Consider the following 19,671-nt stretch of genomic DNA (forward strand, 5'->3'; position numbering starts at 1 on the left):
CCTACAGTTCTACCCTGCGACGGGCTCGAGTTCACCCACCTTCTGCTCCCCCTCGGAGACGGCCTTCTCACGGTGCGGGAGAAGCGTGAGGAGCAGACCGGCAGCGGCCCAGCAGGCGAGCACGATCAGCGGGGTCGTGGTGCCGGCGCCGTCGAAGAAGGACAGGCCACGAAGCGCCGAGCCGGTCGCACCCGGGGGCAGGAGCTGGCCGAGCCAGCCGAGCGGGATCATCTCCGGGGCCGAGGAGATGCCGGAGAGCGGGTTGCCGACCAGCATGACCAGCAGGGCCATGATCCCGACGCCGGCCATGCCGATGAAGTGACGCAGGCCGATGATCGGGAGCGCGACCGCGAGGATGCCGAGCGCGACGACGCCCGCGTTGAGGAGGTAGTTGCCCTCGAGCGCGCCGAGCCAGCCCTGGATGACTCCGGTCATCGCCAAGCCGCCTCCGATCGCGATCAGGAACGCGGCGGCGACGCGGTCACGGGTGCGCTTGAGCGCCAGCGAGGTGATCGCGCCGGCCATGATGCCGCCGAGCGCGAGCGGCAGCGCCGCGGTGCCGAAGACCAGTCCGCGGGGGTCGTCCTCGGGGGCGGCCACGACGTCGGTCACCGTCGGCGCGGTGCCGGTCTCGGCGCCCATCGCCGTTGCCATCGCGGTGAGCTGCTGGGCGACGTTGGCGCTGGCGGCGGACGCGGTCAGCACCTCCTGGCCCTCGGGGCCGACGACGATCGCGCCGTACACCTCACGGTCCTCGATCGCCTCCACGGCCGCGTCCCGGTCGGCGACGGCGGTGATCTCGAAGGCGTCCTCCCCCGCGGTGGCGGCGAGCTGCGTCTCGATCTGGGCGACTGCCTGCTCCGGACCGGCGACGGCCAACGGCAGGGCGCGTGGCTCGATCTCACTGGAGGGCCAGGCGAATGCGGTGATGAGCAGGGTGAGCAGGGTGACCAGACCGAGGCTGATCCCGATCACGGCTTTCACTGACTTGGGCATGTCGGTTCCTTCTTGAAAAACGAATGTTCATTCTCTTTGAGAGCACTCTCCTCCTTCTTCCGGGATTTATCAAGAATGAATATTCGTTTTCTTTTGAGGTATGCTTCGGGCATGCCGAAGATCAGCGAGGAGCACCGCGCCGAGAAACGCCAGCAGATCATCGCGGCCATGCTCCGCTGCGTGGAGCGCGACGGCTTCCACAAGACGACGATGGCCGCGGTCGTCGAGGAGTCCGGCCTCTCCGCCGGCTCCGTCTACACCTACTTCCGCGGCAAGAACGACATCATCCGGGCGATCGCGGAGTCCGGCCTGACCGGCATCGCCGCCGCGATCCAGCGCCTCATCCCCGAGAAGGGATCGGACCAGACCACTCCCCCGCCCGAGCAGGCGATCGAGACGGCCACCCAGCACCTCCTCGACCTCGCCGAAGAGCTCGGCGTCGACCTCCCGCGGATCGCCCTGCAGACCTGGGCCGAGGCCGCCCGCGACCCGGAGATCCACGCCGTCATGGCACCGGAGGCCCGCCGCATCCGCGCCACCTGGCGCACCTACGCGGAGAGCGCCATCGAGTCCGGCCTCGTCCGCAGCGACGCCGACCCCGAGCGGATCGCGATGGTCCTCACCGGCCTGCTGCCCGGTTTCATCCTGCAGCGGATCATGATGGGCGACGTCACCCCGAAGGTCTACGCGGCCGGACTCGCCGACCTGCTCAGCTGATCCGGGGTAGTCCGGTAGCGAACTGCCTATTACCCGCCAGTAAATGGGCAGTTCGCTACCGGACTACCCCGACCCTCACTCCCAGCGAGCCACCCAGTAACGCACCCCGTAGGGGTCGTCGTCGTAGTCGACCGCGACCGTCGCCACCCGGCTCAGCAGGTCGGCTGCCTCCACGATCGGGCCGACGTCGGCCCACAGCTCACCGGCGAGCCCGAGATCGAGCGCGCGGAGCGCATCGGGGTCGGGCTTCTCCAGGGATCTGCCCAGCGCCTCGTCGAACTCGGCGGCCCGCGGGTCGAGATGACCCGGCGCCTTCTCGCTTCGGCGGGCCGAGCCGTTGCCGACGATCAGGTAGGCCGCCTCGCCGCTGGTCACCGGAGCGGTGCCGACCTCGGCCAGCAGCGAGGCGGCCACCCGGGCTCCCTGCGCACCGGCGATGACGCGTACGTCCTCACCCAGCCAGGCCGCGGCGGCCAAGCAGGCCGCGCGGAGCTCGTCGACGGGGTCGTCGAGCGAGGCGTGCTCCGGCAGCAGAGCCAGACACCCCGGAACCAGCGCCACTCGAGTCACTGCAGCCCCCTGATCGCTCGCTTCGGACGCCGCCGGCCGGCGATCGTCCAGGCCATGTCGACGGTCTGCCGGGTCTCCGGCACCTGGTGGACCCGGTAGATCCGGGCGCCGGCCATCGCGCAGACGGTCGTCGCGGCCAGGGTGCCGAGGAGGCGCTCTCCGACCGGCAGGTCGAGCGTCTCCCCCACGAAGTCCTTGTTGGAGAGCGAGACCAGCACCGGCCAGCCGGTCGCGACCATCTCCCCGAGCCGGCGAGTGATCTCGAGGGAGTGGAAGGTGTTCTTCCCGAAGTCGTGGGCCGGGTCGATCACGATCGAGTCCTTGGCGACGCCGGCGTCCAGGGCACGCTGGGCGTAGCCCAGGGTGTCGTCGATGGCGGCACGGACCACGTCGTCGTACTCGATCCGGTAGGGCCGAGTCCGCGGCGTCACGCCTCCGGTGTGGGTGCACACGATCGCGGCGCTGTGGGCCGCGGCGACATCGACGAGCTCCGGGTCGGCCCCGCCCCAGGCGTCGTTGAGGAGGTCGGCGCCGGCAGCGCACACCGCGTCGCCGACCTCGGCGCGCCAGGTGTCGACCGAGATCACCAGCGCCGGGAACTCCTCTCGCACGCGGGCGACGAAGTCCACCACACGGGCCTTCTCCTCCGCGGCGCCGATCTCGGCTCCGGGAGCCGCCTTGATCCCGCCGATGTCGACGATCTCCGCGCCCTGGGAGGCCACCAGGCGTACGCGCTCGAAGGCCGCGTCCTCGGCCCAGGTCGCTCCCTTGTCGAAGAACGAGTCCGGGGTGCGGTTGACGATCGCCATCATCAGCGCGTCGTCGTCACCGAAGGCATGTCGTCCCAGGCGCAGCATCAGGCGACCCTACCGTCCGAGCCGTCGCGCAGCGGCGGCCGCTCCAGGAGGCTCACGGACCGGTCGACGACCTTGGTGGAGCCGTCGATCGGGATGTACTGCCGCAGCTCGACGTCGTCGCCCTCCGGGCCGGTGCCGAGGCGGCGCGACATCATGCCCACGATCTGGGTCGCCATCAGGCCGAGGTCGAAGAGGTCCTGGTGGCTGTGGTCGCGCTGGCCGAGGTCGACCTGGGCGATCGCGTCCACCCCGCGCATGTCCAGCGTGTCGACGAGGGCGGCGAGCTCCACGCCGTAGCCGGTCGGGACCCGCAGCCGCTCGAACAGCGAGCGCCGGATCGACCACTCCCCCGCGAGCGGCTGAATCAGGTCGCGCAACGGCCTGCGGTGGAGGGCGAGCAGCGGGCGGGCGACGAGCTCGGTGACCCGGCCGCCGTCGAGACCGTGCTCCCCCGGGCGCCGGTAGAAGCCCTTGACCAGCTCGATCGTCGGATTGTTGACAAGAGGGCCGACCAGGCCGCGTACGAAATGGGTGTCCCAGTCGGTCAGGTCGGCGTCCATGAAGACGATCAGCTCGCCGGTGGTCACGAACTGCGACTTCCACATCGCCTCGCCCTTGCCGGGGTAGGAGCCGAGCTCGGGCCGGATGGCGGCCGAGGCGTAGACGTCGGCTCCGGCGTCGGCGGCGATCCGCGCGGTGTCGTCGGAGGAGTCCGAGTCGATGACGACGAGCTCGTCGACCAGATCCGAGGTCTCCATCAGGCTGGTACGCAGCTTGTCGACCAGGCCTCCGACAGTCGCTGCCTCGTTGCGCGCCGGCACCACGAGGCTCACCCGCTGCCCCTGCTTGGCCGCGACGAGGTCGACGAGCGACCAGTCGTCCCAGTGATGGGTGTTGCTCTGCGACCACGACATGCCCAAACCCTATCGACGGCGTCCTCGAACACCGGATCGATACCCGGTCCGTACGTCCCATCCGTGAGGCCGAGCCGTCGGCTACTGCGCGTCCTCGTGCGAGCGCGCGAAGGTGAGGGTCTCCTCGGTGGCGCCGTTCATCCAGACGTCCTGGCAGGCCTGCGCCATCTCCTCGAGGCCGTCGACGACCGTTCCGAAGACGTTGCCCGGCACCCACCCCTGGTCGCCGTTGATGAGCAGGTTGTTGCGGCCGTAGAAGAGGGCGAGGTCGACGATCTCGGTCATCTCGCGCGGCCCGCGGTCCTCCGGGTAGCCGTAGGAGGGGTTGCCGAGGTCGTCGGAGGAGAAGGCGAAGTAGCACAGGTCCCCGGGGATCGGGGTGACCGTCGTGTTCTCCTTGCCGGGCTCCTTCGCGGCGAAGGCGGGGACGAGGTTGTAGATCTCGTTGCGGGCGTACTTGCCGTGGAAGACCTGGCCACCGAGCGGCAGCGCGTCCCACACGGCACCGGCGGTGCGTGGTGCCTCCTCGTCGAGCAGGCGGGCGAGGCAGGAGACACCGCGGCGCTCGAGGGTGACGGTGATGTAGCGGCTCATCGGGCTCCTCGTGGATTGTCGACAGGTCGGACATACAGCTCACCGCTGGCCCGCTCGTAGGCCCGCGCCGCCCGCAGCACCCGGGCGTCGTCGTGGCGGGCGCCGACGATCTGGAGGCCGACGGGCAGGCCGGCCTCGGTGGTGCCGCAGGGCACGCTCGCCGCCGGCTGCTGGGTCATGTTGAAGGGGTAGGTGTAGGGCGTCCAGCTCGGCCACCACTGCGAGGGCCAGCCCTTAGGCGCCTGCAGCCCGCGCTCGAAGGCGGTGATCGGCATCGTCGGGGTGACCAGCAGGTCGTACGTCTCGTGGAACCGCCCCATCAGCCGGCCGAGCTCCATCCGGACCGCGGTGGCGTCCAGGTAGTCGGCAGCGGAGCCGCGGCCCTTGGTCTCGATGCCTTCGCGCAGCAGAGGGTCGATCCTGTCGATCGCGCCGGGAGGATAGGCGTCGAGCACCTTCGCCGCGCCGCAGAACCAGAGCACCTCGAACGCCTGGACCGGGTCGGTGAAGCCGGGGTCGACCTCGTCGACCCGGGCACCCTCGGACTCGAGCACCGCGACCGCCTCGCGGACCAGCCGCTCGACCTCCGGGTCGTTCTCGACGTACCCGAGGGTGGGCGAGAACCCGATCCTCAGTCCTTCGACGCCGTCGTCCAGGCCGGCCAGGAAGGAGCCCCCGGGTGTCGGCATCGCCGACCAGTCACGGGAGTCGAAGCCGGCGACCACGTCGAGCAGCGCCGCCGCGTCGGTCACGGTCCGGGTCATCGGACCGGCGTGCGAGAGCGTGCCGAAGGGACTGGCGGGATAGAGCGGGAATAGTCCGTAGGTCGGTTTGATGGTCACCGTGCCGGTGAACGACGCCGGGATCCGGACCGAGCCGCCGCCGTCGGTGCCGAGCGCCCACGGGCCCATGCCGAGACCGACCGCCGCGGCGGCACCGCCGCTGGAACCGCCCGAGGTCAGACCGGGGTCCCAGGGGTTGCCGGTGGAGCCGTAGCGGAGCGAGTCGGTGACGCCCTTCCAGGCGAACTCAGGGGTCGTCGTCTTCCCGGTGATCACGGCACCGGCCTCGCGCAGCCATGCGACCGCGGGCGCGTCCTCGGGCCAGGGGCCGGCCTCGTCGATGAGCCAGGTGCCGCGGATCGTCGGCGATCCTGCGGTCCACAAGATGTCCTTGACCGAGGTCGGTACGCCGTCGGCGATGCCGAGCGGATGCCCGGCCCGCCACCTCTCGGTGGACGCGCTCGCCTGTGCCAGCGCGCCGTCGGGATCGACCCGGACGAACGCGTTCACCGCGGGATCGCGCTCCTCGATCGTGTCGAGCACCGACCGCGTCACCTCCAGCGGCGTGAAGGCGCCCGAGCGGTAGCCGGCCACCAGCTCGGCGGCGGTCATGGCGCTGAGCCCGACTGCGGTCGTCGGGTCGGTCATGACCTCTCCCCCTGCTCCGCGACGACGAAGCCGCGCCGCTTGTCGACGACGTTCAGCAGCGGCCGGCCGCTCAGCCAGCGCCGGGCGTTGTCGACGAACTGGTCCGCCAGCGCCTCTCGCCAGCCCTCGTAGTCACCGGACATGTGTGCCGAGACCGCGACGCCCGGCATCGTCCACAACGGGCTCTCGGCCGGAAGCGGCTCGACCTCGAAGACGTCGAGGGACGCCGCCTCGACCGGGCCGTCACGGAGTGCGGCGACGAGCGCGGCCTCGTCGACGATCTGCCCGCGGCCGACGTTGATCAGGTGGCTGCCCGGCTTCATCGCCGCGAGCACGTCCTCGCTGATCAGGCCGCGGGTCTCGGCGGTCAGCGGGGCCGTGATGACGACGTGGTCGGCCCAGCCGACGTGTGCGGCCAGGTCCGTGCTCGCGAGGACCTCGCCGAAGTCGGGATCACCGGTGCGGGCGGTGCGGCCGGCGCCGCGTACGTCCATCCCGGCCGCGCGCAGCAGCCGGGCAGTCTCGCGACCGATCGCGCCGGTGCCGACCACGAGCGCGGTCTCGGCGCTGATCAGCCGAGTCTCACGGCGCAGCCACTTCCGGGCCGACTGCAGGTCGTGGCTGAGGTGGATGTCCTTGGCCACCACCAGGATCGAGCCGAGCACGAACTCCGCCATCGCCCGGTCGAAGACGCCGCGGGCGTTGGTGACGACCACGTCGGAGCCGACCAGGTCCGGGAACAGCAGCTTGTCGACCCCCGCGGCGGCGACATGGATCCAGCGCAGCGAGCCGGTGCTCGGCCAGGCATCACGGACGGCCTCGGAGAAGAAGTCCCACAGCAGCAGCGCCTCGGCTCCGCGAAGCGCGTCGGCCAGGCCCGCGGCATCGGTGAAGACGAGCTCGGCATCCGCCTCCAGGCGCTCCACGCCGGCGGGTCTGCCGCCGGCGGACGGGCAGAGGATCGTGATCACGGGGCGCCGGGACGTCTCCAAGAAAAATCCTCCGTCGCATCGACACACCTCCGCAATAATCCGAGACTACGCTAGGAGCGCAGATTGAAGATTGTCAACAATCCTAGCGAGGTGCGATGTCTCCGACAGTACGCATCGCCGTGGTCGTTCCCCATGACATGGTGCTCGACCACGAGCTGTGGCGGTGGGCGCCGCCTGACACCAGCCTGCTCTTCACCCGGACGCCCTTCACCGACCGTGCGGTCACCCTCGAGATGGCCGAGCAGATCAGCGAGATCGCGGTCCTCGAGCAGGCCGTGCGCGACCTCTCGGCAGCCGACCCGCACGCCTACGTCTACGCCTGCACCTCCGGCAGCTTCGTCCACGGCCGGCACGGCGAGCGCCGGCTGGCGGCGGCGATGAGCCGTGCCGGCGGGGCTCCCGCGATCACCACCTCCGGCGCCGTGCTGGAGTCGCTCTCCGCTCTCGGTGTCTCCCGGGTCGCGGTCGCCACCCCCTACGACGTCGCGCTCGCCGCCCGGTTCGGCAGCTTCCTGGCCGAGGCCGGGATCACCGTGGTGAGCACGGGCGACCTCGGGCTGGGTCACCACATCTGGGAGGTCCCCTACGAGACCACGCTCGAGCTGGTGCGGGCGGCCGACGACGACGCTGCCGAGGCGGTCGTCGTCTCGTGCACGAACCTCGCGACGTACGACATCATCGGCCGGCTCGAGGCGGAGCTCGGGAAGCCGGTGATCTCCGCGAACCGGGCGACCATGGAGGCCGCGCTCCGGCTGGTCGGGCGCACCCCGCCGGCCGCCGAGGACCTGTTGGGGCAGGTCTCATGACCCGGCCACCGGTCATCGGGCTGCTCTATCCCGGCTACGCGGCCGAGGACGACTTCCCGGCGCTCGAGAACGCGCTCGGCGGTGCGATCTGGCTGCCCCTGGTCCACACCTCCATGGGTCGCGACGAGCACACCGTCGAGGCTCTCCTCGACACCGGCTCCGCGCCCCGGCTCGCGCAGGGTGCCGACGCGATCGCGGCCCACTCCCCCGACGCGGTGATGTGGGCGTGCACGTCGGGCAGCTTCGTCTACGGCCAGGACGGCGCCGCGGCCCAGGCGGCCGCGATCAGCGAGCGCGTGGGCGTACCCGCCTCGTCGACGTCGATCGCGTTCGTCGAGGCGGCCCGAGCGCTCGGTCTCGCGAATGTCGCCGTCGCCGCCTCCTACCCCGAGGAGCTGGCCGGACACTTCAGCTCCTTCCTCGGGGCCGGCGGGATCGACGTCGTCTCCTTCGGCGCCAGCGGGATCCTCTCCGCCGTCGACGCCGGCCGCCTGGGCCCGGAGGCGGTCTTGGAGATGACCCTGGCCGTCGACGTTCCCGAGGCCGAGGCCGTCTTCGTCCCCGACACCGCGCTGCACACGCTGACCTGCATCGATACGTTGGAGAAAGCCCTCGGGAAACCCGTGCTGACGGCCAACCAGGTGACCGTGTGGGAGGGCCTGCGACTCGCCGGGAGACCCCGCCCCCTGCCCGGGCTCGGAGCCCTCTTCAGGTAGCGTCGCGGCTTTACATAAACCTCCCGTCACACCCCGCGCCGCCTTCCGCGCGCCTAGCCAGGGCGCGCAGACAGCGCTAACGTGGCGCGAATTGTTGACAAACCTACTGTCGACACTGCGGGTCAAACGCGGTCCCCAGCCATCAATCACACCGAATAGGTGAGAAGAAATGTCCGGAACCCCAACCATCCCCTCCGACGAGGCACAACCCGACAAATCGAAGCTTCGAAGAGCCATCACCGGCTCAGCGGTCGGCAATGCGACCGAATGGTTCGACTACGGCGCCTTCGCCTACGTCGCGACCGAGATCACCGCGAACTTCTTCCCGGAGACAGGCTTCGCCGGCACGGCTCTGACGTTCGCGATCTCGTTCATCCTGCGACCGCTCGGCGGCATCTTCTGGGGCCCCCTCGGTGACCGCATCGGGCGCCAACGCGTCCTTGCGATGACGATCATCCTGATGGCCGGCGCGACCTTCCTGGTCGGCTGCCTGCCGACGTACGACTCGGTCGGCATCTGGGCCGTGGTCCTGCTGGTGCTGCTCCGGGTGATCCAAGGATTCTCGACCGGCGGCGAGTACGGCGGCGCCGCGACGTACATGGCCGAGTGCGCACCCGACAAGAAGCGCGGGTTCTACGGCAGCTTCCTGGAGTTCGGCACCATCGTCGGCTTCACCGCCGCCATCGCCGTCGTCTTCACCACCGAGTCGATCATCGGTGACGCGGCGATGACCGAGTGGGGCTGGCGCATCCCGTTCCTGATCGGTGGTCCGATCGGCCTCATCGGCCTCTACATCCGGACCAAGCTCGAGGAGACGCCGGTCTTCCAGGAGCTCGAGACGCAGGACGCCATCGAGGGCGGCGCAGGGGCCGCACTGAAGGATCTCTTCGCGCTGTTCTGGAAGCCGATCCTCACCCTGATCGGCCTGGTCGCCGCGCTCAACATCGCCAACTACACCCTGCTGGCCTACATGGCGACCTACCTGCAGGAGGAAGCCGGCTTCAGCAGCTCCGACGCCGACCTGCTGGTCATCTTCGGACAGATCGCGATGCTGGTCTTCCTGCCGATCGCCGGATCGCTCTCGGACAAGATCGGCCGCAAGCCGATGTGGGGCGGTTCCTTCATCGGGCTGATCGTGCTGTCGGTCCCGATGTTCCTCCTGATCGGCCAGGGCTTCTGGCCGGCGGTCCTGGGATTCACTGTGCTGGGCATCGTCTACGTCGCCCAGCTCGCGACGATCTCGGCGACCTTCCCGGCGATGTTCCCCTCGCAGGTGCGCTACGGCGGCATGGCGATCGGCTACAACATCTCGACCGCCGCCTTCGGTGGCACGGCCCTGTACGTCAACAACGCGCTGATCGACGCCACTGGTGACGTGCTGATGCCGGCCTACTACATGATCGCCGGATCCGTGGTCGGCCTGATCGCGCTGTTCTTCGTCGTCGAGACCGCGGGCAAGTCGATCCGGGGCACCGAGATCCCGGGTACGCCGGAGTCCGAGGCGGAGCTCGCCGAGCTCGACAGTCTCGACAAGCCCGTCTGAGCGGCCGGCCGCGAGCGGGCCGGGAGCGTCTCACGCCCGGTCCGCTCGCGGTCCATCCGCTCGCCGCCGACCCGACCACATGCAATGATTGTCAACAATCAAACTCTTTCTCGGTGACCCATCGGAGACCACGTTGACAGTGACATCGAGCTTCGAACCCGTGCACAGGGAGTCGACGGCCTCGGTCATCGCTCGCCAGCTGCGTACGGCGATCATGGAGCGCACCCTGCAGCCCGGTGCACAGCTGAGCGAGACCGCGCTCTCGGCCCAGTTCGGCGTCAGCCGCGGCCCGCTGCGCGAGGCGATGCAGCGCCTGGTCCAGGAGGGCCTGCTCCGCAGCGAGCCCAACCGCGGGCTCTTCGTGATCGAGCTCGACGAGGCCGACATCCGTGACATCTACGTGGCCAGGGCAGCCGTCGAGGGTGCCGCCGCCACGATGATCGCCAAAGCACGGGTGCCGGCGGCGCTGCGCGAGCTCCGCGCCGCCTGCGACGCGATGACGACGTCGCTCGACCTGGGTGACCCGGCCGCGCTCAGCGATGCCGACTTCCACTTCCACGACGTGCTCGTGCAATGCTCCGGGAGCCGGCGTCTGGCCCGGATGCACCAGACCCTGATCGTCGAGACGAGGATGTGCCTGACCGCGCTGGAGGGCACCTACCAGCAGCCGCTGGAGCTGGTCGAGGAGCACAACCAGATCGTCGCCGCCATCGAGGCGGGCGATGTGAAGCTGACCCTCAAGCGCGTCGAGCTGCACATGGACGAGGCGCTGCGGCGCCTCATCCACGCCGAGGACGACGACAACCAGGCCTACATCTAGGCCTAGATGTAGGCCTACATCGCGATCCCGACGTACTTCGTCTCGAGGAACTCCTCGATCCCGGTACGCCCGCCCTCCCGCCCCAGTCCCGAGGCCTTGACGCCGCCGAAGGGCGCGGCGGGGTTGGAGACCACGCCCTGGTTGAGCCCGACCATGCCCGACTCGAGCGCCTCGGCGACCCGGAGGCCGCGGCGCAGGTCGTTGGTGAAGAGGTAGTTGACCAGGCCGTACTCGGTGTCGTTGACCGCCGCGACCACCTCGTCCTCGGTGTCGAACGGGGTCAGCGGCGCGACCGGCCCGAAGATCTCCTCGCTGCCCATCTTCGCCGACGCGGGGACCCCGGTGAGCACGGTCGGCGGGTAGAAGTAGCCCGGCCCGTCGGGGGCCGTGCCGCCGGTCAGCACCCGGGCGCCACCGGCGACCGCGTCGTCGACGAGGGTCTGCACCTTCTCCCTGGCCGCCTCGTCGATGAGCGGCCCGACGCGTACGCCCTCCTCGACGCCACGACCGACAGGCAGCTCGGACATCGCCTTGGCGAGCCGGTCGCCGAACTCCTCGATGACCGAGCGCTGCACGTAGATCCGGTTGGCGGCCGTGCACGCCTCGCCCGTGTTGCGCATCTTCGCGGCCATCGCGCCCGCGACCGCCTCGTCGATGTCGGCGTCGTCGAAGACGACGAAGCCGGCGTTGCCGCCGAGCTCCATGGACGTACGCAGCACCTTCTCCGCGCTCTGGGCGAGCAGCACGCGTCCGACCGCCGTGGAGCCGGTGAAGGAGAGCTTGCGGATCACGCCGGAGCGCAGCAGCGGCTCGGTCAGCTCCCCCGGCCTGGTGGTCGGCAGAATGTTGACAACCCCCTCGGGCACGCCTGCCTCGCGCAGGATCTCGCCCAGCGCCAGCATCGAGAGCGGTGTCTGCTGGGCAGGCTTGACGATGCTCGTGCAGCCGGCCGCGATCGCCGGCCCGATCTTGCGGGTGCCCATCGCCATCGGGAAGTTCCACGGCGTGATCAGCAGCGCCGGACCGACCGGCTGCTTGGTGATCAGGAACCGGGCGCCGCCGGCGGGCGCTGTCTGATAGCCACCCTCGATCCGCACGGCCTCCTCGGCGAAGTGGCGGAAGAACTCCGCGGCGTACGCGATCTCGCCCTTCGCCTCGGCCAGCGGCTTGCCCATCTCGAGCGTCATCAGCAGCGCGAGGTCCTCGATCCGCTCGTGGAGCAGGTCGAAGGCGGCCATCAGCATGTCCGCCCGGGCCCTCGGCGCGGTCGCGGCGAACTCCTTCTGGGTGCCGGCTGCGGCATCGAGCGCTCGCTGTCCGTCCTCGGGGGTGGCATCGGCGACGGCGCAGAGCACCTCCCCCGTCGACGGGTCGAGTACGTCGAAGGTCTCGCCCCCGCTCGCATCCACCCACTGACCTGCGACGAGGAGTTCCTTGGGCACCCCCGCCACGACCCGTGCCTCGTTCGGTTCTCCACCCATGCCGTATCACCCTCCAAGGGTCAGCATCCGGCCGTCCGGCTGACAGCCAGCCAACGCTGGCCTAGTGTAGTAGCGGGTCAGATTGTCAACAATCGACAGGAGTCCACGGTGGCCAAGCTCTCCCCGATCCTCAAGCAGGCAACCCCGGTCGTGGCGGCTCGCGGCGAAGGCGTCCAGCTCTTCGACGAGGACGACCGCCGCTATCTCGACTTCACCGCCGGCATCGGCGTGACCAGCACCGGACACAGCCACCCGAAGGTCGTCGAGGCCACCCAGCGGCAGATCGCCAACCTGATCCACGGGCAGTACACGACGGTCAGGCACCGCCCGCTCCTCGACCTGGTCGACCGCCTCGGTCCGGTCCTCCCGGCCGGTCTCGACAGTCTCTTCTTCGCCAACTCCGGCTCCGAGGCCGCCGAGGCGGCGATCCGGCTGGCCCGCCAGGCCACCGGCCGACCCAACATCGTCGTCTTCCACGGCGGCTTCCACGGCCGGACCGTCGCGGCCGCCTCGATGACCACCTCGGGCACCAAGTTCCGCGCCGGCTTCAGTCCGCTGATGGCCGGCGTCGTGGTCTCCCCCTTCCCCGACGCACCCCACTTCGGCTGGCCGCAGGAGCAGGCGACCGAGTTCGCGCTGCGCCAGCTCGACTACACGCTGCAGACCCAGAGCGCGCCGGCCGACACCGCCGCGTTCCTCGTCGAGCCGGTCCTCGGCGAGGGTGGCTACGTGCCCGCGGACAAGACCTTCCTCGACGGCCTGCGCGAGCGCGCCGACCGGCACGGCATCCTGCTCATCATCGACGAGGTGCAGACCGGCTTCGGCCGCACCGGCGAGTTCTGGGGACACGACCACTTCGGCTCCCGTCCCGACATCATCATGACCGCCAAGGGCCTGGCCTCCGGGTTCCCGCTGTCCGCGATCGCGGCGAGCGAGGAGCTGATGTCGAAGGCCTGGCCCGGCTCGCAGGGCGGCACCTACGGCGCCAACGCCGTCGCCTCCGCCGCGGCTCTGGCGACCCTCGACGTCATCGAGGAGGAGGGCCTGGTGAAGAACGCCGCCGAGCGCGGCGCCGAGCTCCGCTCCGCCCTGGAGCAGGTCGCCGGCAAGCACGGGGCGATCACCGACGTACGCGGCCTCGGGCTCATGCTCGGCAACGAGTTCCGCACCCCCGATGGTGAACCCGACGGCGCCACCGCCACCGCGGCCCAGCAGGAGGCCGCCAAGCGGGGCCTGCTGCTGCTCACCTGCGGCGCCTGGGGCCAGGTCGTGCGGTTCATCCCCGCCCTCGTCGTGGACTCCGCGGCCATCGACGAGGCCGCCGGACTCTGGGCCCAGTCCGTCGACGCCGTCCTCGGCTGATCGCACGGACCACACGGACCACCCGATGACGTACGACCTCGAACGCCTGCTCCGCTGGGAGCAGGCCGGCGCGACCTGGGAGGCGATCTGGCCGCGCGCCGGCGAGGTGACGATCGTGCTGTGCACCTGTGACAGCGGCGAGGAGGTCGACCGCTTCACCTCGGCAGCCGCCGACCTGCTCGACCACGTCAGGAGTCACTCCGAGGAGTGACATCGGGGTCCACCGCCCGGCGCGGCCCGGCTCAGCGCAGGAAGCAGAAGACGAACACGGCCACGCACATGACCAGGGACAACGTGGCGTTGAGGGCGAGGTTGCGGCCGAAGTCGCGGGCCCGGACGTGCGCCGAGACGGCGCAGACGAAGTAGACCACCAGCGCAGCGCTGGTCAGCGCCCCGACGTACGGCACCCACAGCCCGGCGACCAGGCCGGCGGTGGCGGCGACCTTGACCCACGGCATCACCGGCCACAGCGCCCGCGGCAGCCCGACGTCGGTGAAGCACCGGGCGATGAAGCCGACCGGCTTGAAGCACATCGCCGCGTCGCCGATCTGGATCACCGCGAGCACTACGACCGGCCACCACGGGTCCGGCAGCTCGTTGACGTACGCAGACACGACCCCGCCGAGATCGTCCCGCCCCGCCGCCCACGCGGCGGTGACGAGGAGCGTCGCCGACGCCAGTGCGAGACCGGCCCCGGCGCGCCCCAGGCTGCGGTCCCCCACCCGCAGGTGCGCGCCGATCGCGAGCACGAAGAAGGCCACGAAACCCGCGGCGGCGACGATCCCGACCGCCGGCACCGCCACGCCGACAAGCAGACCGAGGAAGCCCAGTGCGTACGACACCCCGATCGGGAACCTCAACCATTCCATCGGCACCGAGAGCCGTCGGGCCTCGGTCACGGGTATCCGATGACCGGTCAGGTTGAGCACCGCCCCGCCGAGCGCGGCGATCGAGGCGATCAGGGTCACAGTGAGATAGGTGGTCGTCATGGCCATCCAGACACCGGTGGCCCCACTACTGTGACGCCGACCTACCTGCTCAGCAGCCCCGCGACCGCGCCGAGCCCCGCGAGGCCGGCATCACGAACCGCCACCACCGGGCCGTTCTCGACCTGGCCGAGCACCCCGACCAGCCGGGATACCCGCACCAGCCGCTGAGTCGCGGGCCGTCGGGTGCGGTCGTAGGCCACCAGCGCGCTCTCGATGCGGGCGTGGCCGGCGAGCTGCGCGGCCAGCACGGCGGCATCCTCGATCGCGGCGCAGGCACCCTGGCCGAGATTGGGGGTCGTCGCGTGCGCGGCATCACCGAGGAGCACGACCCGCCCGTGGTCGAACCGCCTCAGCGGCAGCCGCAGATCGCAGATGTCTCCGCGGAGCACGGCGCTCGGCGGGGTCGCCGCCAACAGCTGCGGGATCGGCTCGTGCCAGTCGCCGACCAGCGCGGTGACGTCGGCGTGGTGGTCCCCGCTCGTCTCCCCCGCCGGCCGGTTGGCGGTCACGAACCAGTAGGTCCGGCCATCCACCAGCGGGACGTGGCCGACGCGCACCCCGGTCCCCCAGGTCTCCCCACCAGTGGTCGAGGCCTCTCCCGGCACCGGCTCCGCGGTCACGCCGCGGTAGGCGGTGTAGCCGGCATAACGTACGTCATCGCGCTGGTGCAGCTCGTTCCTGATCGTGCTGCGGATCCCGTCGGCGGCGACCACCACGTCGGCCGGGCCGCGGGCGTCGACGTCGTCGAGATCAGCCAGACAGGTGACGGTCACCCCGGTGCGTACCTCGATCCCGTCGCGCGTCCCCAGCTCGGCCACCAGCGCCTCGTGCAGCCGGGCCCGGTGCACCATCACCGGGGTCCGCTCGGCGGCGTCGGCACCCACCTTCGCCAGCCAGCGACCGTCGGGCCGCCGCAGGCCGGCCTGGATCGCCGGCCGGGTCCCGTCCACGAGGCGATCCGCGACCCCGAGATCGGCGAGGATCTTCCACGCCCGCGGCCAGATCGAGAGGCCGGCCCCGACCTCGCCGAGCTCCGGGGCGCGCTCCAGCACGCTCACCTGCCACCCCACGCGCGACATCGCGAGCGCCGCGGTGAGCCCGCCGATCCCCGCACCGACCACCAGAGCACGCCGACCCGCTGAGCTGTTCACGCCTCGAATCTAACCGGATGAGTACTCGCACTCATGCGCCCGGCGCCTCGATCGGGGAGGCTGGGGACATGAAGCTCCTCGTACGTCTCGGCGCGATCCTCGGCGCCAGCCTCCTCTACTCGATCGTGATGACCAACTTCTTCCCCACCGAGGACGCCGACATCGGTGCCGGCCTGATCTACTTCGCGGCCCTGATCGTCGTCTCCGGGGCCTGGGGTCTGTGGGACGGCTACCACTCGACCGTCCTGCCGCCCGTGTTCGTGCGCTGGGCCGTGGTCGCCCTCGTGGTCGGTCTCAGCGGACCGCTCAAGATCTGGTTCGAGGAGGGCCGAGACCTCGGCGTCCTGTGGAGCGACCTGCGGTACCTGACTCCGTTCGTCGCCGGCCTCGTCCTCGCTCCCGCGGCGGTCGGGATCGCGCTCGGCTACGCCCTCGACAGCCGGGACCGGAGCCTGCCGCAGAACACCTCGCGCCACCCGTCCCTCTAGGCTCTCCTCCATCACCCGACCCAGGAGGAGCCCAGATGACCACCTTCCGTGAGGCGATCGAGGCCAAGGACATGGACGCCGTGGAGGCGATGCTCGCCGACGACGTCGTGTTCACCAGCCCGGTCGCGTTCAAGCCCTACCCCGGCCGGGCGATCACCTCAGCGATCCTGCGCGCCGTGGTGAAGGTGTTCGAGGACTTCACCTACGTGCGCGAGATCCACGACGGCACCCACCACGCCTATGAGTTCACCGCCAAGGTCGACGATCTCGACCTCAACGGCTGCGACTTCCTCACCTACGATGAGGAGGGCCGGATCGTCGACTTCAAGGTGATGGTCCGCCCGCTGCGTGCCGCCGAGGCCCTCGCCACCCGGATGGGCGAGCAGTTCGAGGAGATCAAGGCCGCCGCCCTGAGGGGCTGAGACCCTCAGTCGGACGAGCGCCGTTCCCGTCGCTCCTGCAGCCGCTGCTCAGCCTCGGGCAGGAACTTCAGGCACGGCGCGTCCGCCTCGGGATGCTTCTGCGTCAGATGGAAGATCCAGCGGTCCATCGCCGCCATGAAGCCGTTGTCCTCACCGGCGCGATAGGTCGCCCACTTGATCCTGTCCCTGACGACGCACTCGGTGCAGGTGATCTTGTAGACGAACTGCTCCTGCGCGTCGAGGTCGATCTTCACGGTGGCCAGGGACCCGGCCTGCGCGGCTGCCTTCCGCTCTCGAGCGGACCTGCTCGCCGTCATGCTGCACCTCGTTCTCGTCGGGAGAAGAAGCGTACGTCAGCCACGCCGGACGGGCGTCAGCGGATCTGGAAGACGAGCCCCTTGTCGCCGACGGTCACGATCAGCACGTTCCCGTTGAACTCGACGTGGTCGGTGGTCTGGTCGTCGACGACCGCGAGGACGGCCTCCTCGTTGAGTCGCGCGGCCCCTTGGCAACTGCCGCGTGTCACGGTGGCGGGGCCGAAGGCGATCTGGTCGTCCACGACCCGCACTGTCGTGCGTCCGCTGTTGCAGCCGGTGAAGAGGCGGGAGAGCCCATCCCCACCGACGGTCAGCCACGGGCGGCGCGTGTTCACCGGGAGCCGCGCGGTCGCACCGTCGGCGATCGTGCCGACGACCGTCCAGACCTTGCCGAGCAGGGTGTCGAGGGGTGGGGCGGAGGTGCTGGCGAACTGGATCGTGACGGTTCCGTCGGTCAGGGTCAGGGTGGTCTTGTCGCCCGTGCCCTGCATCCCGTTGGTGAACAGGTCGGTCAGCCACCGATCCTGCTCGTCCAGCTCCGGTGAACAGGCCATCATCGAGCTGGCCGGTGGCCCGGTCCAGGCGAGCGTCCCGTCGGTCACGGCGTACGAGCCGAACAGGGTGTTGCACCCGGCCGAAACCGACATCGTGTCGTCCTCGAACGCCAGCTGGATGGTCGACCCCTCGACCAGGTCGTGGCCCTCCACCGACGTGGACTCGTACGTCGCCCCCTCGAGGGCCGCTGCGTCCACCGCCGCCGGCGACTCCCCTGCGGTCGTGGTCGGCTCCTCGCCCGACGTGTCACCGGAGCTCCCGCAGCCGGTGAGCACGCCGAGAACGAGGACGAGGACGGCCCCGAGCACCAGGGCGTCCGTGGTCCGCCGGCCGGCCATCGCGGTCAGCGTGGGCAGGCTCATCTTCGCGACGGCCGTCGGCGCCGTCTCGGTCTTCGTGCTCATTCCTTCTCCTCGAGTTGTGTCGGCTCGATCTTTTCGACGCGGAAGCCAGTGACGCCGTACAGCACGCTCAGCGCGGGGCTGGCGTAGCAGAAGACGGCGTACGGGAGGTACAGCAGCGTGGAGACGCCGAGAGTTGCGCCCATGAAGGCGCCGCAGGAGTTCCACGGGACGAGTGGCGAGGTGACCGTGCCGCTGTCCGCGGCGAGCCGGGACAGGTTCGTCGGCGCGAGCCCACGGCGGGCGAACTCGGCACGGAAGATCCGGCTGGGCAGCACCAGCGCGATGTACTGGTCACCAGCGACCACGTTCAGCCCGAAGGCGCAGGCGAACACGGTGAGGAACAGGCGCCCGGTCGACCGCGCGGCCCGGATCATGGGCTGCACCAGTCGGTCGATCAGTCCGAACTCCTCCAGCAACGCCCCGAACGTGACCGCCCCGAGAATCAGCCAGATCGTCAGCAGCATGCTGTCCATGCCACCGCGCGAGAGCAGCCGGTCGACATCGGGAATGCCGGTGGCGATCGAGAAGCCGTTTGCCATCGCCAGCCAGACCGCCTTGACCGACTCCACGACGACGTTCCCGGCGCCGGCAACGAAGTCGGCGTACACGCCGGGCTGCAGGAGGGCGCCGAGCACTCCGGCGAACAGGGTGGACGCGAGCAGGGCTATCGAGGCCGGCACCTTCCGGATCGACAGATACCCCAGCAGTACTATGGGCAGCAGCGCGAGCGGCGTGATCCAGAAGACCTCGTCGAGGCGGGACAGGTCGGAGTCGGTCTCGGCCTGGCTGACCGTGTCGGATCCGGTGACACCGAGAACCGTGAACACGACGAGCGCGATGAGGAACGCCGGCACCGACGTCCAGACCTGGCGGCGGATGTGCTCGTGTACGTCGACACCGACGATCTGCGCGGTCAGGATCGTCGTCTCCGACAGCGGTGAGGTCTTGTCGCCGAGGTAGGCGCCGGAGATCACCGCGCCGGCGGTGATCTCCGGGGACACCCCGATCAAGCCGGCGATGCCGACCAGTCCGACGCCGATCGTGGCCGCGGTGGTCCACGAGCTGCCGATGCAGAGCGCCACCACCCCGCAGATGACGGCGGTGGCGACGTAGTACCAGCCCGGGGAGAGGATCTGGATCCCGTAGTAGACCAGCGTCGGGATGGTGCCGCTGAGGTTCCACACGCCGATCAGGGCGCCCACCGCCAGCAGGATGAAGATCGCGCTGGTCACCGAGGCCAGTGCGCCTCTGCCGGTCTCCTGGACGGCGGCGAAGTCGTGTCCGTTCTTCATCGCGATCAACGCAGCGATCGCGCAACAGAGCATCAGCGCCACTTGGATCGGCCCGTCAAGGGCGTCGAGGCCGAACAGCGTGAGCGCTCCGCCGATCAGGAGCGCCAGGGCCGCCAAGGGCAGGAGGGAATCGATCAAGGAGGGCTGGCGACCACGGACCACGCGTTCCTTCGACACTGAGCTCACCCCCAGGGATCCCAGACTGTGCGCGGCGGCGCGGTCTCGTGGGTGTGGATGCAAGCCTCACCAGAGTCG

General features: G+C 70.1%; 22 protein-coding genes. 9 read left to right on the forward strand and 13 right to left on the reverse strand.

The window, feature by feature from the left end:
* Nucleotides 1–9 precede the first annotated feature (9 nt).
* Nucleotides 10–996, reverse strand: a complete 987-nt coding sequence (locus ACIRON_RS17695; protein WP_402993863.1) for a hypothetical protein — start codon at nt 994–996, stop codon at nt 10–12.
* Nucleotides 997–1,107: 111 nt separating this feature from the next.
* Between ACIRON_RS17695 and ACIRON_RS17700 the strand changes: the two genes are divergently transcribed.
* Nucleotides 1,108–1,713, forward strand: coding sequence for a TetR/AcrR family transcriptional regulator (locus ACIRON_RS17700; protein ID WP_402993865.1), 606 nt, complete (start codon nt 1,108–1,110; stop codon nt 1,711–1,713).
* A 75-nt stretch (nt 1,714–1,788) separates the two neighbouring features.
* Here the strand turns inward: ACIRON_RS17700 and ACIRON_RS17705 are convergent, their stop codons facing one another.
* The 6 genes from ACIRON_RS17705 to ACIRON_RS17730 all read right to left on the reverse strand — a co-directional run bounded on the left by ACIRON_RS17705 (nt 1,789) and on the right by ACIRON_RS17730 (nt 7,070).
* A complete protein-coding gene (locus tag ACIRON_RS17705; RefSeq protein WP_402993867.1) occupies nt 1,789–2,283 on the reverse strand; it encodes a hypothetical protein in 495 nt (164 codons plus the stop codon).
* On the reverse strand, nt 2,280–3,140 hold the full coding sequence (gene folP, locus ACIRON_RS17710; protein ID WP_402993869.1) for a dihydropteroate synthase: 861 nt from the start codon (nt 3,138–3,140) through the stop codon (nt 2,280–2,282). The genes ACIRON_RS17705 and folP overlap by 4 nt, the downstream gene beginning before the upstream one ends.
* The gene (locus ACIRON_RS17715; protein ID WP_402993871.1) at nt 3,140–4,054 is read right to left on the reverse strand and encodes a glucosyl-3-phosphoglycerate synthase; all 915 of its coding nucleotides are present in this window, start codon (nt 4,052–4,054) and stop codon (nt 3,140–3,142) included. Before ACIRON_RS17715 ends, folP begins: the two co-directional genes overlap by 1 nt.
* 81 nt (nt 4,055–4,135) lie before the next feature.
* Nucleotides 4,136–4,648, reverse strand: coding sequence for a DUF3830 family protein (locus ACIRON_RS17720; protein ID WP_402993873.1), 513 nt, complete (start codon nt 4,646–4,648; stop codon nt 4,136–4,138).
* Complete coding sequence (locus ACIRON_RS17725; protein WP_402993875.1) at nt 4,645–6,078, reverse strand: amidase; 1,434 nt, start codon at nt 6,076–6,078, stop codon at nt 4,645–4,647. The genes ACIRON_RS17720 and ACIRON_RS17725 overlap by 4 nt, the downstream gene beginning before the upstream one ends.
* A complete protein-coding gene (locus ACIRON_RS17730) occupies nt 6,075–7,070 on the reverse strand; it encodes a D-2-hydroxyacid dehydrogenase (protein ID WP_402993877.1) in 996 nt (331 codons plus the stop codon). Before ACIRON_RS17730 ends, ACIRON_RS17725 begins: the two co-directional genes overlap by 4 nt.
* A gap of 95 nt (nt 7,071–7,165) precedes the next feature.
* Here ACIRON_RS17730 and ACIRON_RS17735 point away from each other — a divergent pair, with 95 nt between their 5' ends.
* From ACIRON_RS17735 to ACIRON_RS17750, 4 genes are all read left to right on the forward strand, one after another.
* The gene (locus ACIRON_RS17735) at nt 7,166–7,876 is read left to right on the forward strand and encodes an aspartate/glutamate racemase family protein (RefSeq protein ID WP_402993879.1); all 711 of its coding nucleotides are present in this window, start codon (nt 7,166–7,168) and stop codon (nt 7,874–7,876) included.
* Nucleotides 7,873–8,592 carry a maleate cis-trans isomerase gene (locus ACIRON_RS17740; RefSeq protein WP_402993881.1) on the forward strand — a complete coding sequence of 240 codons (720 nt, stop codon included), beginning with the start codon at nt 7,873–7,875 and terminating at the stop codon, nt 8,590–8,592. Before ACIRON_RS17735 ends, ACIRON_RS17740 begins: the two co-directional genes overlap by 4 nt.
* Nucleotides 8,593–8,761: 169 nt before the next feature.
* The gene (locus ACIRON_RS17745; protein ID WP_402993883.1) at nt 8,762–10,135 is read left to right on the forward strand and encodes an MFS transporter; all 1,374 of its coding nucleotides are present in this window, start codon (nt 8,762–8,764) and stop codon (nt 10,133–10,135) included.
* Between the two features lie 160 nt (nt 10,136–10,295).
* Complete coding sequence (locus ACIRON_RS17750; RefSeq protein ID WP_402993885.1) at nt 10,296–10,955, forward strand: GntR family transcriptional regulator; 660 nt, start codon at nt 10,296–10,298, stop codon at nt 10,953–10,955.
* A 14-nt stretch (nt 10,956–10,969) separates the two neighbouring features.
* Here the strand turns inward: ACIRON_RS17750 and ACIRON_RS17755 are convergent, their stop codons facing one another.
* On the reverse strand, nt 10,970–12,436 hold the full coding sequence (locus ACIRON_RS17755; RefSeq protein WP_402993887.1) for an NAD-dependent succinate-semialdehyde dehydrogenase: 1,467 nt from the start codon (nt 12,434–12,436) through the stop codon (nt 10,970–10,972).
* Nucleotides 12,437–12,544: 108 nt separating this feature from the next.
* Here ACIRON_RS17755 and ACIRON_RS17760 point away from each other — a divergent pair, with 108 nt between their 5' ends.
* Together ACIRON_RS17760 and ACIRON_RS17765 are read left to right on the forward strand one after the other, a co-directional pair.
* Nucleotides 12,545–13,798, forward strand: coding sequence for an aspartate aminotransferase family protein (locus ACIRON_RS17760; protein ID WP_402993888.1), 1,254 nt, complete (start codon nt 12,545–12,547; stop codon nt 13,796–13,798).
* A gap of 25 nt (nt 13,799–13,823) precedes the next feature.
* A complete protein-coding gene (locus ACIRON_RS17765) occupies nt 13,824–14,009 on the forward strand; it encodes a hypothetical protein (RefSeq protein ID WP_402993890.1) in 186 nt (61 codons plus the stop codon).
* A gap of 31 nt (nt 14,010–14,040) precedes the next feature.
* Here the strand turns inward: ACIRON_RS17765 and ACIRON_RS17770 are convergent, their stop codons facing one another.
* Both ACIRON_RS17770 and ACIRON_RS17775 read right to left on the reverse strand, forming a co-directional pair.
* Complete coding sequence (locus ACIRON_RS17770) at nt 14,041–14,787, reverse strand: DoxX family protein (RefSeq protein WP_402993891.1); 747 nt, start codon at nt 14,785–14,787, stop codon at nt 14,041–14,043.
* A gap of 41 nt (nt 14,788–14,828) precedes the next feature.
* Nucleotides 14,829–15,938, reverse strand: coding sequence for an FAD-dependent monooxygenase (locus ACIRON_RS17775; protein WP_402993893.1), 1,110 nt, complete (start codon nt 15,936–15,938; stop codon nt 14,829–14,831).
* Between the two features lie 17 nt (nt 15,939–15,955).
* On the opposite strand from ACIRON_RS17775, the gene ACIRON_RS17780 reads away from it, so the two are divergent.
* Together ACIRON_RS17780 and ACIRON_RS17785 are read left to right on the forward strand one after the other, a co-directional pair.
* On the forward strand, nt 15,956–16,426 hold the full coding sequence (locus ACIRON_RS17780) for a hypothetical protein (RefSeq protein ID WP_402993895.1): 471 nt from the start codon (nt 15,956–15,958) through the stop codon (nt 16,424–16,426).
* Between the two features lie 35 nt (nt 16,427–16,461).
* Nucleotides 16,462–16,848, forward strand: coding sequence for a nuclear transport factor 2 family protein (locus ACIRON_RS17785; protein ID WP_402993896.1), 387 nt, complete (start codon nt 16,462–16,464; stop codon nt 16,846–16,848).
* Between the two features lie 5 nt (nt 16,849–16,853).
* Here ACIRON_RS17785 and ACIRON_RS17790 read toward each other — a convergent pair whose 3' ends face one another.
* The 3 genes from ACIRON_RS17790 to nhaC are packed head-to-tail and all read right to left on the reverse strand — an operon-like array spanning nt 16,854 to nt 19,593.
* A complete protein-coding gene (locus ACIRON_RS17790) occupies nt 16,854–17,165 on the reverse strand; it encodes a hypothetical protein (protein WP_402993898.1) in 312 nt (103 codons plus the stop codon).
* Between the two features lie 56 nt (nt 17,166–17,221).
* Nucleotides 17,222–18,124, reverse strand: coding sequence for an META domain-containing protein (locus ACIRON_RS17795; RefSeq protein WP_402993900.1), 903 nt, complete (start codon nt 18,122–18,124; stop codon nt 17,222–17,224).
* Complete coding sequence (gene nhaC, locus ACIRON_RS17800; protein ID WP_402993902.1) at nt 18,121–19,593, reverse strand: Na+/H+ antiporter NhaC; 1,473 nt, start codon at nt 19,591–19,593, stop codon at nt 18,121–18,123. Before nhaC ends, ACIRON_RS17795 begins: the two co-directional genes overlap by 4 nt.
* Nucleotides 19,594–19,671: the final 78 nt, after the last annotated feature.

The sequence above is a fragment of the Nocardioides sp. NPDC101246 genome (genome assembly GCF_044767415.1).
Taxonomy (GTDB): domain Bacteria; phylum Actinomycetota; class Actinomycetes; order Propionibacteriales; family Nocardioidaceae; genus Nocardioides.

Excerpts from the sequence above, each read along its gene's own strand:
- ACIRON_RS17695 (WP_402993863.1), bottom strand. The coding sequence starts at position 996 with ATGCCCAAGTCAGTGAAAGCCGTGATCGGGATCAGCCTCGGTCTGGTC.
- ACIRON_RS17700 (WP_402993865.1), top strand. The coding sequence starts at position 1,108 with ATGCCGAAGATCAGCGAGGAGCACCGCGCCGAGAAACGCCAGCAGATC.
- folP (WP_402993869.1), bottom strand. The coding sequence starts at position 3,140 with ATGCTGCGCCTGGGACGACATGCCTTCGGTGACGACGACGCGCTGATG.
- ACIRON_RS17715 (WP_402993871.1), bottom strand. The coding sequence starts at position 4,054 with ATGTCGTGGTCGCAGAGCAACACCCATCACTGGGACGACTGGTCGCTC.
- ACIRON_RS17720 (WP_402993873.1), bottom strand. The coding sequence starts at position 4,648 with ATGAGCCGCTACATCACCGTCACCCTCGAGCGCCGCGGTGTCTCCTGC.
- ACIRON_RS17725 (WP_402993875.1), bottom strand. The coding sequence starts at position 6,078 with ATGACCGACCCGACGACCGCAGTCGGGCTCAGCGCCATGACCGCCGCC.
- ACIRON_RS17735 (WP_402993879.1), top strand. The coding sequence starts at position 7,166 with ATGTCTCCGACAGTACGCATCGCCGTGGTCGTTCCCCATGACATGGTG.
- ACIRON_RS17740 (WP_402993881.1), top strand. The coding sequence starts at position 7,873 with ATGACCCGGCCACCGGTCATCGGGCTGCTCTATCCCGGCTACGCGGCC.
- ACIRON_RS17745 (WP_402993883.1), top strand. The coding sequence starts at position 8,762 with ATGTCCGGAACCCCAACCATCCCCTCCGACGAGGCACAACCCGACAAA.
- ACIRON_RS17755 (WP_402993887.1), bottom strand. The coding sequence starts at position 12,436 with ATGGGTGGAGAACCGAACGAGGCACGGGTCGTGGCGGGGGTGCCCAAG.
- ACIRON_RS17765 (WP_402993890.1), top strand. The coding sequence starts at position 13,824 with ATGACGTACGACCTCGAACGCCTGCTCCGCTGGGAGCAGGCCGGCGCG.
- ACIRON_RS17770 (WP_402993891.1), bottom strand. The coding sequence starts at position 14,787 with ATGACGACCACCTATCTCACTGTGACCCTGATCGCCTCGATCGCCGCG.
- ACIRON_RS17780 (WP_402993895.1), top strand. The coding sequence starts at position 15,956 with ATGAGTACTCGCACTCATGCGCCCGGCGCCTCGATCGGGGAGGCTGGG.
- ACIRON_RS17785 (WP_402993896.1), top strand. The coding sequence starts at position 16,462 with ATGACCACCTTCCGTGAGGCGATCGAGGCCAAGGACATGGACGCCGTG.
- ACIRON_RS17790 (WP_402993898.1), bottom strand. The coding sequence starts at position 17,165 with ATGACGGCGAGCAGGTCCGCTCGAGAGCGGAAGGCAGCCGCGCAGGCC.
- ACIRON_RS17795 (WP_402993900.1), bottom strand. The coding sequence starts at position 18,124 with ATGAGCACGAAGACCGAGACGGCGCCGACGGCCGTCGCGAAGATGAGC.